The organism is Streptomyces sp. NPDC087901 (assembly GCF_044742205.1).
Taxonomy (GTDB): domain Bacteria; phylum Actinomycetota; class Actinomycetes; order Streptomycetales; family Streptomycetaceae; genus Streptomyces.
On record NZ_JBIUUC010000015.1, the window covers coordinates 49,160 to 65,737 of the forward strand.

The window sequence follows — 16,578 nt, forward strand, 5'->3', positions numbered from 1 at the left end:
ATGACCAGCGAAGTACCCGCACTTCTGTCCCACCGGGTCCCTGATCTCGGTGCGCTGGAGCTGCTCCTCGCCGTCGCCCGGCACGGCAGTCTCGGACGCGCCGCCCGGGACGTCGGCATCACCCAGCCCGCCGCCAGCAGCCGGATCCGCTCGATGGAACGGCAGCTAGGCCTCGCCCTGCTCGACCGCTCGCCCCGCGGCTCGCGCCTCACCGACGCGGGCGCGCTCGTCACCGACTGGGCGCGCCGGGTCGTGGAGGCCGCCGAGGCGTTCGATGCGGGCGCCCAGGCGCTGCGGGACCGCCGCGACTCCCGGCTGCGGGTCGCCGCCTCCATGACCATCGCCGAGTACCTGCTCCCGGGCTGGCTGATAGCCCTGCGCGGCGAACGGCCGGACACCGCGGTGTCGCTGCTCGCCGGCAACTCCGCGGTGGTCGCACAACGGCTGCTGACCGGCGAGGCGGACCTCGGTTTCGTCGAGGGGCTGTCCGTGCCGGAGGGGCTCGACGGCACGGTCATCGCGCACGACCGGCTGGTCGTCGTGGTCGCCCCGTCGCACGCCTGGGCCCGCCGGCTCACCCCGCTGACCCCGAAGGAGCTGGCCGGGACCCCGTTGATCCTGCGCGAGCACGGCTCCGGCACCCGCCAGGTCCTGGACGCCGCCCTCGCCGTGCACGGGGGACTGGCCCAGCCGCTCCTGGAGCTCTCCTCCACCACGGCGGTGAAGGGTGCGGCGGAGAGCGGTGCCGGGCCCTGTGTCCTGAGCGAACTGGCCCTCGGCGAGGAGCTCTCGGCCCGGCGTCTGGTCAAGGTCCCGATCGCCGGCGTCCGCCTGCGCCGTCAGCTCCGCGCCGTCTGGCCCGCGGGCCACCGCCCCACGGGCCCGGCCCGCGACCTGCTCTCCCTGACGCGGTCGAACCCGTCCGGGGACTAGTCCTCCAGCAGGATTTCGCTGTCTGACCTGGTCTTTCGCCGGGCGGCCGGAGTGTAGTGCGGCTTCGGGCGTGTGGGGGCGGTCTCGCGGGACCGCCCCTCGATCGTGCGACTGCGCCGCAGGTAGTGACAGCGGCGGGCGATTGCGGGGCGCCGACGGCGCCAGTTCGACCAGCTCAGCGCGTGATGTCGTCCGCGGTGTCCGCTGGATGAAGGAACTGCTGTTCCCGTCGATCGCGGACGTGGCAGTGCTGTCGGCAGACGTGAACAACAAGGCGATACGCATCGAGGTCCGCGTGACGACGACCGGCTCGGGATGTCCGGACTGCGGGAGTCGGCCGAGCCGGGTACACAGCTCCTACCTGCGGTTTCCAGCCGACGTGCCTACTGCGGGGCGGCAGGTGGTCGTCTGTCTGCACGTCCGCCGGTTCTTCTGGCGGAGAGCGTGAGGGGGACAGCATCGGGGCGCGTCCCCGGGTGGGAAACGCGCCCCCGACGTCACAGTCTCGAAGGACGTCGGCCGTGCATCAGCTGGTGAATATGAAGTACGCCCAGCTCCCGTGCGTCGTCGAGTTGACGGTGTCTCCGGATGCGGAGTTGACGTACGAAGAGCGCACGCGGGCGCGAATGCCGGACTTGCCGGAGTGGCCCAGGTTGACGGCCGACTTTCCGTTGGTGCCGAGCTTGAAGTACTCGGTGGCCCCGTCGTACCACTTGCCCTGGTAGTACGCCTGGAGTTCGATCCGCTGTTTGCGGCCCTTGTAGTAGCTCATCGTCGTCGTGGAGATGACGTCGGTGTTCTTGTGGAAGTAGCGGTACGTCGTGGAGCCGATCTTGCCGGTCTTGTAGTGCTTGGACAGCGCCGTCGAGACCTTCACCCGGGCGTACGCGGTGGACTTGACCGATTTCGGGGCGTAGCGGGCGTCTCCCTTGAATACGGCGGTGACCGCGGTGTCCCGGGTCATAGCCAGGGTGACCGACAGGTTGCCTCTGGAGTTGACCGTGCCGGTCTTCACCCTCTTCTTCGGCTTGTCCGCCCCGAACGGGTCGGCCAAGATCTCGACCGTGCGGTTCTTGTACGTCGTGCCGAGGTGCGCCGTGAACACGACCTTCTTGGCGTAGCCGTACACCTTGCCGTTGTTGTTCAGTGTCAGTGCGGGCGTGGCGCGGGAAACGTTGACGGTGTCCGAGGCGGTGGCCGAGGTGTGCGTGGCGTCACCGGCGTACCTCACCGTGTACGTGACCTTGCTGCCGGCCGGCGGGGTGTCCGCGAAGGAGAACTTGCCACCCGTGCCGAGCCGCTTGGTGCCGAGCGGCTTCCCCTTCGGCGACTCCATGTCGGTGCGGGTGACGGCCAGCGGGGTCCCGGCGGGCAGCGCGAGGGCGGCGGTGAGCGAGCCCTTGACGGTGAGCGACTTCGCGCGGGTGGCGGTGGCGGGGGCATCGACCTTGAGCGTGCCGACGTACTTGCGTGGCTCGTCGATGGCGTGGAACTGGGTGAACTCGTAGGACCCGGTCAGCACGAACAGCTTCCGGCCATCGGCCGACCAGTTCATCGAGTGTCCGAACCAGGGCATCCATTTGTGCGACAGGTTGCGGACGCTGGCGGGCTTGCCGCTGCCGCCGGCGAAGACGTACGTGTCCCCGAGGTCGTCGGTGTCGAGGACGGTCGCCGCGACCGTGCCGTCCGGAGCGACGCTGACCGTCTCCGGCTCGTCGGGGACGGGGTAGGTGCGGACCTGTTCCAGGTCTGAGAGCCGGTACTCGGTGAGCGCCCGATTCCCGGGCCCCGCCACGACGACGTTCTGGCCGTCCGGCGTGAGGGCCGCGTCCTTGTAGAAGCCTCCCTTCTCGGCGGACACGCGGATGACCGGGGTACCGGAGGAGGTGTCGTAGACGACGATCGGGGCGGAGCTGATGTGCGAGTCGAGGGCAAGCAGCGTGCCCGGGTTGGCGGGGTTCGCGTAGAGCTCGGGCGGGCTCGCGAAGTCGTGTCCGGCCGCCAGGTCCAGTGTCACCGTGGGCGTCTCGGCCGTCAGGTCGACGGAGCCGAGCCCGGAGTCCCACTGGTCCCCGTATCCGAACCACAGCTTGCCGTCGGCGTAGGCGAGCCGGGAGGGGATGGTCTTGTCGCCGGTCGGGTACTCGGCGGTCTGCGTGAGGGTCGCGGTGTCGATGGCGACGATCTTGTCGGCGCCGTAGACCGCCGCGTACAGCGTGCCCGAGTCCGGGCTCAGTTCGAGGTCACGGACCTGGGGCAGGCCGGTGAGCGTGGCGACGGCCTTGCCGGTGTAGTCAGTGACGACGATCTTGTCGTTGTACCGGTCGCTGAAGTACAGCCGCTGGTGGACGCCGTCGACGACTGTGTCGTCGACGTCCCAGACCGCGATAGGCCTGGTGGTGTCGGCGGACGCCGGTGCGGCGGTGAGTACCGCCGAGCTGAAGAGGACCGCCAGTGCGGTGGCGGCCGGGAGAGTGCGTCTACGCACGGTGGTTCGAACCCCCGGAACGAGTGTGGGGCCACTCCATGCAGCTATCAGGTGACAGTCGATGTGCGCGACTTGTGCTGCACGTGTGACGGGTGAGCGAAGACTAGGTCATGTCACCGACAACATGCGCAGGGGCCCAAGCGTCCGTGATCCGCTGGGCCGCACTCCGCGGGAGCGCAGCGCCCTGGGGCGGGAGGTCGCACAGCCCCGCGCCCGGGAGATCCGGAATCCGGTGACCAGTGAGGTTGGGGCACGCGGTCGCAGCCGCCGGAAATTCGCTGGCCCGCCCACCAACCACGCCGGAAGGATGGGCGCATGACCGTGACCGCACCGCCCGCCACCGGCGTCCGCCACCACTGGGCCGACCTGCCCGACACCGTACGCAACGCCGTCCAGGACATCCTCGGCGCGCCGGTCGTCGAGGCCCGCAGTCAGAGCGGCGGCTTCTCGCCCGGGGTCGCCGCCCGGGTCCGGCTCGCGGACGGGAGCCGCGCCTTCGTGAAGGCCGTGAGCGCCGAGGTCAACCCCGACAGCCCGGACCAGCACCGTGCCGAGGCCAGGAACACCGCGGCGCTCCCGCCGCACGCCCCCGTACCGAAACTGCTCGGCTCGTACGACGACGGCACCTGCGTCGCCCTCGTCCTGGAGGACATTGACGGCCACCAGCCCCGCGTCCCCTGGGACCCGGCCGAGCTGGAGCGCGTCCTGGCGGCGGTCGGCGACCTGTCGCGCACCCTCACCCCGGCCCCGGTGGACGCGCCCCCGGCCGCCGCGGGCAAGACCACGCTGTTCACCGGCTGGCGAACCCTGCACGCGGCGGGTGACACCACACGGCTGGACCCCTGGGCGGCCCGCCGGCTCGGCGCACTCGCGGAACTGGAGTCCGGCTGGGCCGGACCAGCCACCGGCGACAGCCTCGCCCACGGCGACCTGCGTGCCGACAACATCCTGCTCACCGAGGACCGCGTCGTCTTCGTCGACTGGCCCCACGCGATGCGCGCCGCACCGTGGTTCGACCTGCTGGCGATGCTGCCGTGCGTCGCGGCCCAGGGCGGCCCCGACCCGGAGACCCTCTTCACCGCCCACCCGCTCGGCCGGGACGCCGACCCCGCCGGGGTCACCGCCGTACTCGCCGCACTGGCCGGCTACTTCGTCGCGCAGTCGTTGCGCCCCGACCTGCCGGGCCTGCCGACGCTCAGGGCGTTCCAGGCGGCCCAAGGTGCGGCCGCGCTGGACTGGCTGCGACGCCGGCCCGGCCACCGGCTCGACGGCTGACCGCGGGGACACCACTCAGCGCCGCGCCACGTAGTAGACGTTCAGGATGTCGCCCTCGACCCGCTGGGTGTCGATCCGGCCGAATCCGGCCTCGCCGAGCATCCTGCGGGCGGCCTGTTCACCCCACACGGTGCCCAGACCCTCACCGCCCTCGCCCAGCGAGACACTCATGCAGTAGAACACCGAGAACGTGTACAGCGCCGGGCCCAGCGGGTGGTCGATGTTCTCCTCCAGACGGCTCGACGCCGCGATGTCCCCCATCAGGAACACGCCGTCCTGTGCCAGGGCGGCGGCGACGGCGGCCAGCGTGCGCGCCGGCCGGGCCAGGTCGTGGATGACGTCGAACGCCGTGATCAGGTCGTAGGAGCCGGAGATCTCGGAGCAGTCGCCGATATCGAAGGCGGTGTTGCCCAGCCCCAGCCCGGCTGCCTCGGCGCGGGCGGCGGCGATGCCCTCCTCGGACATGTCGAGCCCCTGGAAACTGCTCGCGGGGAAGGCCCGGGCCAGGACGTTGACCGCGTGGCCGTGGCCGGTACCGATGTCCAGCACGGCGATGCCCGCGCGCAGCCGCTCCGTGAGACCGGGCACCAGCGGCACGATCCCGTTCACCAGGGCCAGGTCGAAGACCTCCCCGGACTCCTCCGCCTGAAGGCTCTGGAACCGCGGATACGCCGAGTACGGCAGCCCGCCCCCGGTACGGAACGCCTCCAGCACCTGCTGCTCGACCTCGCCCATCATGCCGAAGTCCTGCGCGATCCGGGCCAGGTTGTCCGGCCCGGCCGCCCGCGTGAGCGAAGCGGCGTGCTCGGGCGGCAGCGCGTACGTGATCTGCTCGGGCTCGTAGTCGACGATGCCCCCGACGACCATCGCGCCCAGCCACTCCCGTACGTAACGCTCGTGCAGCCCGGCGGCCTCCGCGATCTCCGCACTCGTGGCCGGCGCCATGCCGGCCATCGTGTCGAACAGACCGCTCTGGTGGCCCAGGCCCGCCATGAGACCCAGGCACGTGTCGTTCAGCACCTGAACCATGCGGCCCGCGAACGCCTCCTGCTTCACCGCATCCGGTGTGATGACGGACATCGTTCCTCCTCTCGCCATCGGGCCACGAGGGGGAGGCGGGGGAAGGCGGCCGATCGCGCTCACGGCGAGCGGCCCGACGGGACGGCGACGGAATCTCTCCTGTCCGCCACGCTACGCCGCCGGGGTGCAGGCGGCTGCCCGGAACCGTGGCCGTCACCGCGGGACCACCGGCCGCGTCGGGCGCGTACCGGACCTCAGGCGGACGACGAGGCCGCCGCCACCAGCGCCCGCATCACCCGCACGTCCTCGCCCATCTCCGGATGCCACTGCACCCCGAGGACCCACCCAGGCCCCGGCCGCTCGACCGCCTCCACCGCGCCGTCCGCCGCATGCGCCGAAGCCACCAGGCCCGCGCCGAGCCGGTCCACGGCCTGGTGGTGGTACGTGGGTACGTCGCACGGGCCGGGCGCCACCGAGGCGTACAGCGTCCCCGCGACCGGCGTCACCCGGTGCGTACCGAAAACCCCTGTCGCCCCGTCAGGACCCGCGTGCCCGGCCAGATGCTGCGTCAGCGTGCCGCCGAGCGCCACGTTCAGCACCTGCATCCCGCGGCAGATCCCGAGCAGCGGTGTGCCGGACTCCAGCGCCGCCACGGTCAGCGCCGCCTCCCAGCCGTCCCGCTCCGGCGCGGGCGGCCCGGACCGCGGGTCGCGCGCCGCCCCGTACCGAGCGGGGTCCACATCCGGCCCGCCCGCCACCACCACCGCGTCGAGCCGGGCCACCACCGACGCCGCGAGCTCCGGCGAGTCCGGCGGCAGCAGCACGGCCACCCCGCCGGCCTCCCGGACCAGCCGGGCGTAGCCGGCGGGCAGCAGCGTGGCCGGCAGGTCCCAGACACCCCAGCGCGCCGAGGCTTCCAGATAGGTACTGATCCCGATCAGCGGACGGTTCATCGGATCCCTCACTTCTGCGGCACGCGGAACGAACCGGCACCGTATCCAAATCCCTTGCCCCGCCCGTAGATTTGGATCATCTGTCGGCCCGCGAGGAGAGGATCCACCCGTGTCCGACCGAACAGCCCCGCTCGCCGTCGAGGAACTCCGCCTCCTCGTCGAAAGCGGTGAGATCGACACCGTCGTCCTGGCCTTCCCCGACATGCAGGGACGCCTCCAGGGAAAACGCTTCGCCGCCGCCTTCTTCCTCGACGAGGTCGTCGCACACGGCACCGAGGGCTGCAACTACCTCCTCGCCGTCGACACCGACATGAACACGGTCGACGGGTTCGCCATGTCCTCCTGGGACCGTGGCTACGGCGACTTCGCCATGCGCCCCGACCTCACCACGCTGCGCCGCGTGCCCTGGAACGAGGCCACCGCGATGGTCACCGCCGACCTCGCCTGGGCCGACGGGTCACCCGTCACCGCCGCGCCTCGCCAGATCCTGCGCCGGCAGCTGGAGCGCCTCACGGAGCACGGCTACTCGGCGCACGTCGGCACCGAGCTCGAGTTCATCGTCTTCAAGGACACCTACGAACAGGCCTGGGACCGCGGCTACCGCGGCCTGACCCCCGTCAACCAGTACAACGTCGACTACTCCGTCCTCGGCACCGGCCGCGTCGAGCCCCTGCTGCGCCGCATCCGCAACGAGATGGCGGGCGCGGGCCTCACCGTCGAGTCGGCCAAGGGGGAGTGCAACCCCGGCCAGCACGAGATCGTGTTCCGGTACGACGAGGCCCTGGTCACCTGCGACCAGCACGCCGTCTACAAGACGGGCGCCAAGGAGATCGCCGCGCAGGAGGGCGTCGCTCTCACCTTCATGGCCAAGTTCAACGAGCGCGAGGGCAACTCCTGCCACATCCACCTCTCACTCCGGTCCACCGGCGAACCAGGACGCAGCGTCATGACGGACACCGACGGCAGCATGTCCCCGGTGATGCGGCACTTCCTCGCCGGCCAGCTCGCGGCCCTGCGCGACTTCTCCCTCCTGTACGCGCCGAACATCAACTCCTACAAGCGCTTCCAGCCGGGCTCCTTCGCCCCGACCGCCGTCGCCTGGGGCCACGACAACCGCACCTGCGCACTCCGCGTCGTCGGTCACGGCCAGTCCCTGCGCCTGGAGAACCGCCTCCCCGGCGGCGACGTCAACCCGTACCTCGCCGTCGCCGGACTCGTCGCCGCGGGCCTGTACGGCATCGAGCACGGGCTCGAACTCCCCGAGCCGTGCGAGGGCAACGCCTACGCCGCCGCGTACGACCACGTCCCCACCACCCTGCGTGACGCCGCCGAGCTCTGGGAGCACAGCGAGATCGCCCGCGAGGCCTTCGGCGACGAAGTCGTGGCCCACTACCGCAACATGGCACGCGTCGAGCTCGACGCCTTCGACGCAGCGGTGACCGACTGGGAACTCCGACGCTCCTTCGAACGCCTGTGAGGGCCGCCTTGACCCATCAGCCGATCCCTGGCCCGACCCCTGAGCCGATCCGTGAACACCGCGTCCTGAACCCGGCGACGGAGGAACTTCTCGTCACCGTCCCCGCGACCTCGGCGGCCGAGGTGGACGCCGCCGTCACCCGTGCCGCCGCGGCCCAGCGGGTCTGGGCCGCGCTCGCCCCCGCCGACCGGGCCCGGCTGCTGCGCCGGTTCGCCGTCGCCGTCGACTCCCACACCGAGGAGCTGGCCCGGCTGGAGGTCCGCGAGGCTGGGCACACGATCGGCAACGCGCGCTGGGAGGCGGGCAATGTCCGCGACCTGCTCGACTTCGCCGCCGGGGGAGTGGAACGGCTCAGCGGCCGGCAGATCCCCGTCCCCGGCGGCATCGACCTCACCCTGCTCGAACCCCTCGGTGTCATCGGGGTGATCGTCCCGTGGAACTTCCCCATGCCCATCGCCGCCTGGGGGACCGCCCCGGCCCTCGCCGCAGGCAACGCCGTCGTCCTCAAACCCGCCGAGACCACCCCGCTGACGGCCATCCGGCTCGCGGAACTCGCCCTGGAGGCAGGCCTTCCCGAGCACCTCTTCCAGGTGCTGCCGGGCGCGGGCGACGAGGCGGGCGACGCCCTCGTCGAGCACCCGGGCGTCGCCAAGATCGTCTTCACGGGCTCCACCCGCGTCGGCAAGCAGATCATGGCCAAGTGCGCCGAGCGCGTGAAGCGGATCACCCTCGAACTCGGCGGCAAGAGCCCCAACATCGTCTTCGCCGACGCCGACATCGAAGCCGCGGCCGCCACCGCCCCGCTGTCCTTCCTGGACAACGCGGGCCAGGACTGCTGCGCCCGTACCCGGATCCTCGTCCAGCGTTCCGTGTACGACCGCTTCCTGGAACTCCTCGCCCCGGCCCTCGCGGCGGTCGTCGTCGGTGACCCGGCCGACGAGAAGACCCAGATGGGCCCGCTCATCTCGCGGACACAGCTGGACCGGGTGCGCGGTTACGTCCCCGAGGGCGCCGCCGCCCTCTGCGGCGGCGCGCCCGAGGGCCCCGGCTTCTGGTTCCCGCCGACCGTGCTCACCGATGTGCCCGCCGACGCGCCCGTCGCCACCGAGGAGGTCTTCGGGCCGGTCGCGGTCGTCCTGCCCTTCGAGGACGAGGCGGACGCCGTCCGGCTCGCCAACGCCACCGATTACGGCCTCGCCGGCTCGCTCTGGACCCGCGACGTGGGGCGCGCGCTGCGCGTCGCGCAGGCTGTCCGGGCGGGGAACCTCTCCGTCAACTCCCACTCCGCGGTCCGCTACTGGACCCCGTTCGGCGGGTTCAAGCAGTCCGGCCTCGGCCGGGAACTGGGCCCGGACGCCCTCGCAGCCTTCACCGAAACCAAGAACGTCTTCCTCAGTACGGAGGCCTGAACCGGTATGACCACGGACAACGAGAACATCTGCCGCCGCCTCGTCGGCCGCACCGCCGTCATCACCGGCGCCGGCAGCGGCATCGGCCTGGCCACCGCGCACCGGCTCGCCTCGGAGGGGGCGCACGTCGTCTGCGGTGACATCGACGAGACCGCGGGCAAGGCGGCCGCCGAAGCGGTCGGCGGCACCTTCGTACGCGTGGACGTCACCGATCCCGAACAGGTCGAGGCCCTGTTCAAGGCGGCGTACGACACCTACGGGTCCGTCGACATCGCCTTCAACAACGCCGGCATCTCACCGCCCGACGACGACTCGATCCTCACCACCGGGCTGGAGGCCTGGAAGCGCGTCCAGGACGTCAACCTCACGTCCGTGTACCTCTGCTGCAAGGCGGCCCTGCCCTATATGCGGCGCCAGGGCCGGGGTTCGATCATCAACACCGCCTCGTTCGTCGCCAGGATGGGGGCGGCCACGTCCCAGATCTCGTACACCGCGTCCAAGGGCGGGGTGCTGGCCATGTCGCGCGAACTGGGCGTCCAGTTCGCCCGCGAGGGCATCCGGGTCAACGCCCTGTGCCCGGGACCGGTCAACACCCCGCTGCTCCAGGAACTCTTCGCCAAGGACCCCGAGCGCGCGGCCCGCCGCCTCGTGCACATTCCGCTCGGCCGCTTCGCGGAGGCGACCGAGATCGCGGCCGCGGTCGCGTTCCTGGCGAGCGACGACTCCTCGTTCGTCAACGCCACCGACTTCCTCGTCGACGGCGGGATCTCCGGCGCCTACGTCACACCCCTGTAGGGGCCGGCCACCGGCTGCGGAACCTAGAGTGGAGCGATGAGCAACGCGACACCGCCCGGCTGGTACCCGGACACGGCCGCACCCGGCGACGAGCGGTGGTGGGACGGCGCGTCATGGACGGCCCACACCCGCCGCGGCGCCACCGCGCCCTCCCCGGCCGTGCCCGGCAGGGGAGGCGGCGCCAGGACCATCGCGCTCGTGGCGGCCGGCGTGGTGGTCGTCGGCGTGGCCGTGACGGGCGCGGTGCTGTTCGGCAGGGACGACGCCGCCGCACCCACCGCGACCCCGACGGGCAGTTCCGCGCCGAAGGCCGCGGACACCGCCACCGACGCGGCACCCGGAGACGAGAGCCCGTCGCCCGACGACTCACCGGCCGGCGAGGATCCCACGGTGCTCGTCGACCAGCTCAACGGCATCACCCTGCCGATCCCCGACGGCTGGGAGCGGCCCGAAAGAAACGCCGGGCAACTGCTCACGATGCGCACCACCGGCTCCTACGACTGCCCCGGGGCATCCTCCTCGTTCTGCTACCACGGCACGGTGACCACCCGTACCCCGGGCGGCACCGACGCCACCACGCCCGAGGCGCTCGCCGAGGAAGACATCGGCGCCGCCGCGGACCGTGCGTACGAGGAGGACATCGTCGGCGCGCGGATCCACGGCGGCATCGTCTCCCACCGGCAGATCGCCGCCGGCCCGGTCAGCGTGGCCGGACGCACCGGATACCAGGTGCGCTGGCGGGTCGTCACCGCCAAGGGGCCGGGCGGCTATGTGCAGTCGCTCGTCTTCCCCTCGGCCGTGGGCAGCGAGTCGCCCGTCGTCGTCCGCTACGCCTTCGACGCGGGCCCCGACGGGCCGCCGCTCGCCCTCATGGACACCCTCACCCAGGGCATCCGGCCGATCGGCGACAGCGAGACGGGCGGGGGCGTCGGCAGCTCCGTCGCACCCTGAGCGGCTGTCGGCTCAGAGGAAGGTACGGCCCTCGCCCCGGTACGTCGGCACGGTCGCCGTCACCCGGTCGCCCTCGATCAGCTGGAGCTCGTCGAACCGCTCGCACAGCTCGCCGGCCTTCGCGTGCCGGAACCACACCTTGTCGCCGATCAGCAGATCGTCGGCCGGCGCACCGAGCAGCGGGGTCTGCACCTCGCCGGGGCCCTCCTGCGGGTCGTAACGCAGACCCTCCGGCAGATACGGGACCGGCAGCCGGTCCGCCCCGGCCGCCCCGGAGGCCGGGTAGCCGCCGCCGAGCACCGTCACCACGCCCACCCCGGGCCGGCGCACCACGGGCTGGGCGAACAGGGCCGCCGGGCGCGCCGTGAACGAGGTGTAGTTGTCGAAGAGGCGCGGCACGTAGAGCCCGGAACCGGCCGCGATCTCGGTGACGGCCGGCTCCGCCGCGGTGTGCTGCACGCTGCCGGTGCCGCCGCCGTTCACGAACTCCAGATCCGGTGCCACGGCGCGGACCGCCCGCACCACCTCGGCGCGCCGGACTGCCAGCTCCCGGCGGGCCGAGGCCTGCATCAGCCGGATCGCACGGGAGCGCAGCGGCCGCCCGGCGAGTGAGTCGCCCACACCGGCGATATGCCCCTCGTACGCCATCAGCCCCACCAGCCGGAAACCGGGCCTGCGGGCGACGGACCTGGCCAGCTCGGCCAGCTGGGCGGGGGAGCGCAGCGGCGAACGCAGGGCCCCGATCCTGATCCGGCCGCCGAGCATCCGCAGCGAGGTGTCCAGCTCCAGACAGACCCGGATCTCCTCCGTGCCCCCGGCCCGCGCCGCGTCGATGAGCTCCAGCTGTGCGTGGTCGTCCACCATCACGGTCACGGCGGCGGCCAGCTTCGGGTCCGCGGCCAGCTCCGCGAAGGCCGAGCGGTCGGCCGACGGATAGGCCAGCAGGACATCCTCGAAGCCGGCCTGCGCCAGCCACAGCGACTCCGCGAGCGTGAACGACATGATTCCGGCGAATCCGGGACGGGCCAGCACCCGTTCCAGCAGGGCGCGGCAGCGCACCGATTTGCTCGCCACCCGGATGGGCTTCCCGCCCGCACGCCGGACGAGGTCGTCGGCGTTGGCGTCGAACGCCTCCAGATCGACGACGGCGATCGGGGCGTCGAGATGGGCGGTGGCCCGGTTGTAGCGGGTCCGGTCAGCGGCACGGGCAGTCATGGCCGCAGCTTGCCAGACAGCTGTACCGCTGGGTAGGGGGACGATCTGCGCAGATCGGCCGTGCACGCGGCGGCCCGCTCCCACCACGGCCTTTCCAACCCGTAGAGTGACGGGCACGCGGCGAGCAACGGGCCTGCCTGTGCAGCCGATCCGCGTACGGTACGGAACGGACCAGGGGGGCGGATGAGTACCGAGGCGCAGCGCGCTCCCGTCCCGCCACGCCCGAGCACCCCGCCACCGCTTGCTGCGACGCCTGCCGACCGGCCCGTGAACGCCACTCCGCCGCCCCGCCCCGCAATCCCGCCGTCGGCGACGGCCCCGGCAGCGGACGGCCGGAAGACCGAGGCCACGGCGACCGGGGAGATCGGTGAGGCCGGTGAGACCGGTGGTGCGATCGGCCCTGCAGCGGACGGTGCCGGAAGCGGTCCGGTGGGGACGCGGCACATGCCGGGCGGCATCGCCCAGGCCTCGGCCACCGCGGTGAGGGGCATGAGGTTCTCGGATCTGCCCAAGGCGCGGCCAGAGGAACAGGCGCGGGCACAGGCTGAGGCACAGGCGCAGGCGCAGGACTCGCCCCCGGCTCCGATCCCGGTCCCGGTCCCGGACCCCGCTCCGACGCGGTCCACGACCACCACCACCACGACCACCACCCGCCGCCCCGCCGACCCGGCGCCGGAACGGCCGCCGGCCCCGCCGCAGCCCTCGTCCGTACCCCCGGCAGCGGCCCCGGCCGGGAGCACGACCCCTTCCCCGTCCCAGGCCCCGTCCGCACCCCGGACCCAGGCCCCCGTCCCCGCCGCGCCCCCCTTCGCGTCCCCGGCCGCGCCGCCCCCCGTGGAGACGACCGCCCGGCTTCGCCCCGTGTCCCCGGCCCCGCGTTTCGAGGCGCCCGCGTCCCCGGGAGCCCCGGCCTTTCCGCCGAGGCGGCCCGGCACGCCCCCCGCGGCGACCCGGCGACGGCCCGTGGGCGCCGTGGAACTCGGCGGCCCGCCGGTCCGGCCCGGGGCAGCCGCCCCGTATGCCTACCGGCCCCCGCACCCCCGCCCCCCGGCCGAGACGCCGGCCGAGACCACCACCCGGCTCCGCCCCGTACGGACCAGGCACCCGTTCAGGGCCGCGACGGCCGCGGTCTGTGTCGTGCTCGGGCTCGGGCTGATCGGCGGGGCCGTCACCGGCAGCTGGCTCATCAGCGACTCCTCCGCCGATCCTGCGGCCCACAGCGCCTACACCGTGGGCCGCGACGCCTGGCACAGCATCCCGGTGGAAACGCTCTTCCCCCGGACCCTCAAGGGCGACGGCGCCGGGCCCGGCGGCGCCGACCGGGTCTGGACCAGGATCGCCGTGGCCCCGGACAGCGGCTGCACGGGCGCGCTCGACCCACTGCTGCTCAAGACCCTCCGGCCGGTCGGCTGCGCCCGCCTGCTCCGCGCCACGTACACCGACGCGACGAGCAGCAGCGTCACCACGGTCGGACTGGTCTTCACCGAGGCCGACACCGAGGCCATGCGGGCACTGAGCAACCGCTTCAGCACCGAGCACCTCGACGCGCGGACTGACCTGATGCCTCGTACGTATGCCGTGAAGGACACTCCCGCCGCCGGATTCGGCGACCGGCAGCGGGCCAGCTGGACCGTGCACGTGCTGACCGAGGTGCCCGTCGTCGTGTTCGCCGTCTCGGGGTTCGCCGACGGGCGCGAGGTCACCGACCCGCAGCCGGCCGGGAAGGCCGTCGCGGTGGGCGCGACGACCACGGCTGCCCAGGCCGGACTCGGGCACGAGGCCAAGGGCCTGGCCGACCGGGTGGAACGCGGACTGCGCAGAACCGTCGCCGACCTCACGGAGAAGCCCGAATGACCCGCCACGTCCGCCCCCGCAGGCTCCTCGGCGTGGTCTGCGCCGCCACCGCGTTCGCGCTGCTGCCCGCGGTCCCGGCCGGGGCGGACACGATCCGGGCCCGGCAGTGGGGTCTGGACGCCCTCCACACGGACCGGGCCTGGCAGACCACCCGCGGCAAGGGGATCACCGTCGCCGTCGTCGACACCGGGGTCGACGGCAGCCTGCCCGACCTGGCGGGCCAGGTGCTCCCGGGCAAGGACATGATCGGTTTCGGCGCCGGAAGCGGCGACCGTTCGTGGGCCAGGCACGGTACCGCGATGGCCGGGATCATCGCCGGCCGGGGCCACGGCAGCGGACGCGAGGAGGGGGTCATCGGCATCGCGCCCGAGGCGAGAATCCTCCCCGTCCGGGTCATCCTCGAAGCGAGCGATCCCGCCCGCGCCAAGGCGCGCAAGTCCCGGGGCACCGCCCTCGCCGACGGCATCCGCTGGGCCGCCGACCACGGCGCCGACGTCATCAACCTCTCACTCGGCGACGACAGCGAGTCCGCGCACCCCGAACCCGGTGAGGACGCCGCCATCCAGTACGCGCTGAAGAAGGGCGCGGTCGTCGTCGCCTCGTCGGGCAACGGGGGCGAGAAGGGCGACCACATCTCCTACCCCGCCGCCTACCCGGGAGTGATCGCGGTCGCCGCGGTCGACCGGTACGGCACCCACGCCTCGTTCTCCACCCGCCGCTGGTATGCCACCGTGAGCGCACCCGGGGACGACATCGTCGTCCCCGCACCAGACCGCAAGTACTACGTGGAGTGGGGCACCTCCGCAGCGTCGGCGTTCGTCTCCGGCGCGGTCGCGCTGGTGCGTTCCGCCCACCCGGGTCTCTCGCCCGCCCAGATCAAGAAGCTCCTCACGGACACCGCCCGCAACTCCCCGTCGACCGGCCGCGACGACGCCCGGGGCTACGGCATCGTCGACCCGGCCGCCGCCATCAAGGCCGGTGCCGCACTGCGCCCCGCCGGGCTGCGCACCGACACCGCCGCGGCCGGCTACCGCAAGCAGTACTTCGGCTCCGGACCCACCCCGCCCCGCGCGGACGAGGGTCCAGCAGGCTGGCTGGCCCCGGCGGCGGGCGGTCTCGGCGCGGTCCTGCTGGCCCTGGCCGTCGTACTGTGGCGCGGCCGGGGCGGCCGCCGGCCGGCCCCTCGCCGCTGAACAGTCCTCACCCCGCGGTCCCGGCCCGAACCACCCCGACGGCCGCCTTCGCCACCGACTCGACGAGGGCGATGCCCGTCTCCTTGGTCCGCTGGCCGCCGGACAGCACGGCCACCAGATAGGTCCGCCCGTCCGCCGTCACCTGTCCGATGCTGTTGATGTTCCACAGCCCGGTGGCGGTACGCGGCATCCAGCCGTTCTTGAGCGCCCACTCGCTGCCCGCCGCCGACACGCCCCACTGCTGGTCGGCCTCGACCTGTGTCATCAGTTCCCGCAGCGAGGTCCGTGATTCCTCGCTCAGTTCCGCGTCGGTGTCCGTGCCGAACACTGCCTCCAGCAGCGTCAGCTGATCGGCCGCCGTGGTCCGGGTCAGCCCCCACGCCTTCGCTGCCGTCGTCGAGGTGAGGCCGAACCGCTCGTTGGCGGCGTCGAGGCCGGCCGCCCCGCCCACCGCCGCCAGCAGCACGGTGGCGGAGTCGTTGTCGCTCCGCTCGATCATCGCGACCGCGCGAGCGTGTTCGCCGACGGTCAGTTCACGCTTCTCGTCCTGGGCCCGGAGCAGCAGCGCCGCGAGAATGTCGACCTTGACGATGCTCGCGGTGTCGTACACAGCGTCCGCGCCCCCGTACACCGCACGCGTCCCGCTGCCGCTGTCCAGCACGGCCACCGACACGGCTTGCGTACCGGAAGCGGCCAGCAGCGGTTCGACGGCCGCGGCCAGTTCCGCATCCGGATCCACCACCGGCTCCTCGCTCGTAGCCGCGACCGGAGCGGTCGCAGCCGGTGAGACGGACGATACGGAAGCCGCGGCGGCGGGCGCGTGATCCGGTGATCTGCCGGTCAGGTACGCACCCCCGGCGGCCGAACCGGCCAGCACGACCGTGGCCGCCACGGAAGCGGACAGGGCGGATCTGCGGATTCTGTGTCGGGGCATGGTCCGGACGCTAGGAACCGCAGCTGAGAGGAGGCTGAGCCCGACCTGTCGGCAGGATGAGAATGCCCAGGCACTACGCTC

At 72.7% G+C, this 16,578-nt stretch carries 14 protein-coding genes; 9 read left to right on the top strand and 5 right to left on the bottom strand.

Annotated features, from left to right (window positions below):
* Complete coding sequence (locus tag ACIOEW_RS33415; protein ID WP_401968563.1) at positions 1-933, top strand: LysR family transcriptional regulator; 933 nt, start codon at positions 1-3, stop codon at positions 931-933.
* Positions 934-1,141: 208 nt separating this feature from the next.
* Positions 1,142-1,381 carry a transposase family protein gene (locus ACIOEW_RS33420; RefSeq protein WP_401968565.1) on the top strand — a complete coding sequence of 80 codons (240 nt, stop codon included), beginning with the start codon at positions 1,142-1,144 and terminating at the stop codon, positions 1,379-1,381.
* A gap of 78 nt (positions 1,382-1,459) precedes the next feature.
* Here ACIOEW_RS33420 and ACIOEW_RS33425 read toward each other — a convergent pair whose 3' ends face one another.
* Positions 1,460-3,421 (bottom strand): YncE family protein, encoded by a 1,962-nt coding sequence (locus ACIOEW_RS33425; RefSeq protein ID WP_401968567.1) that lies wholly within the window; start codon positions 3,419-3,421, stop codon positions 1,460-1,462.
* Between the two features lie 315 nt (positions 3,422-3,736).
* Here ACIOEW_RS33425 and ACIOEW_RS33430 point away from each other — a divergent pair, with 315 nt between their 5' ends.
* Positions 3,737-4,696 (top strand): phosphotransferase family protein, encoded by a 960-nt coding sequence (locus ACIOEW_RS33430; protein WP_401968569.1) that lies wholly within the window; start codon positions 3,737-3,739, stop codon positions 4,694-4,696.
* Positions 4,697-4,711: 15 nt separating this feature from the next.
* On the opposite strand, the gene ACIOEW_RS33435 is transcribed toward ACIOEW_RS33430, so the two are convergent.
* Entirely contained in the window at positions 4,712-5,776 is a 1,065-nt protein-coding gene (locus ACIOEW_RS33435) for a class I SAM-dependent methyltransferase (RefSeq protein WP_401968571.1), read from the bottom strand.
* Between the two features lie 194 nt (positions 5,777-5,970).
* Positions 5,971-6,669 (bottom strand): gamma-glutamyl-gamma-aminobutyrate hydrolase family protein, encoded by a 699-nt coding sequence (locus ACIOEW_RS33440; protein ID WP_401968573.1) that lies wholly within the window; start codon positions 6,667-6,669, stop codon positions 5,971-5,973.
* A gap of 109 nt (positions 6,670-6,778) precedes the next feature.
* Here ACIOEW_RS33440 and ACIOEW_RS33445 point away from each other — a divergent pair, with 109 nt between their 5' ends.
* From ACIOEW_RS33445 to ACIOEW_RS33460, 4 genes are read left to right on the top strand one after another with little or no spacing between them, the layout of a single operon-like run.
* Positions 6,779-8,146, top strand: a complete 1,368-nt coding sequence (locus tag ACIOEW_RS33445) for a glutamine synthetase family protein (RefSeq protein WP_401968576.1) — start codon at positions 6,779-6,781, stop codon at positions 8,144-8,146.
* Between the two features lie 8 nt (positions 8,147-8,154).
* The gene (locus ACIOEW_RS33450) at positions 8,155-9,555 is read left to right on the top strand and encodes an aldehyde dehydrogenase family protein (protein WP_401968579.1); all 1,401 of its coding nucleotides are present in this window, start codon (positions 8,155-8,157) and stop codon (positions 9,553-9,555) included.
* 6 nt (positions 9,556-9,561) lie between these two features.
* Positions 9,562-10,350, top strand: a complete 789-nt coding sequence (locus tag ACIOEW_RS33455) for a 3-oxoacyl-ACP reductase (RefSeq protein WP_362549811.1) — start codon at positions 9,562-9,564, stop codon at positions 10,348-10,350.
* A 36-nt stretch (positions 10,351-10,386) separates the two neighbouring features.
* Entirely contained in the window at positions 10,387-11,301 is a 915-nt protein-coding gene (locus ACIOEW_RS33460; protein ID WP_401968581.1) for a DUF2510 domain-containing protein, read from the top strand.
* Positions 11,302-11,313: 12 nt separating this feature from the next.
* On the opposite strand, the gene ACIOEW_RS33465 is transcribed toward ACIOEW_RS33460, so the two are convergent.
* Positions 11,314-12,516 (bottom strand): amino acid deaminase/aldolase, encoded by a 1,203-nt coding sequence (locus tag ACIOEW_RS33465; protein WP_362549805.1) that lies wholly within the window; start codon positions 12,514-12,516, stop codon positions 11,314-11,316.
* Between the two features lie 267 nt (positions 12,517-12,783).
* Between ACIOEW_RS33465 and ACIOEW_RS33470 the strand changes: the two genes are divergently transcribed.
* Both ACIOEW_RS33470 and mycP read left to right on the top strand, forming a co-directional pair.
* Complete coding sequence (locus ACIOEW_RS33470) at positions 12,784-14,370, top strand: hypothetical protein (protein WP_401968584.1); 1,587 nt, start codon at positions 12,784-12,786, stop codon at positions 14,368-14,370.
* A complete protein-coding gene (gene mycP / locus ACIOEW_RS33475) occupies positions 14,367-15,563 on the top strand; it encodes a type VII secretion-associated serine protease mycosin (protein ID WP_401968586.1) in 1,197 nt (398 codons plus the stop codon). Before ACIOEW_RS33470 ends, mycP begins: the two co-directional genes overlap by 4 nt.
* Before the next feature lie 7 nt (positions 15,564-15,570).
* Here the strand turns inward: mycP and ACIOEW_RS33480 are convergent, their stop codons facing one another.
* Positions 15,571-16,497: a serine hydrolase gene (locus ACIOEW_RS33480; RefSeq protein ID WP_401968589.1), complete on the bottom strand. Its 927-nt coding sequence runs from the start codon at positions 16,495-16,497 to the stop codon at positions 15,571-15,573.
* Positions 16,498-16,578: the final 81 nt, after the last annotated feature.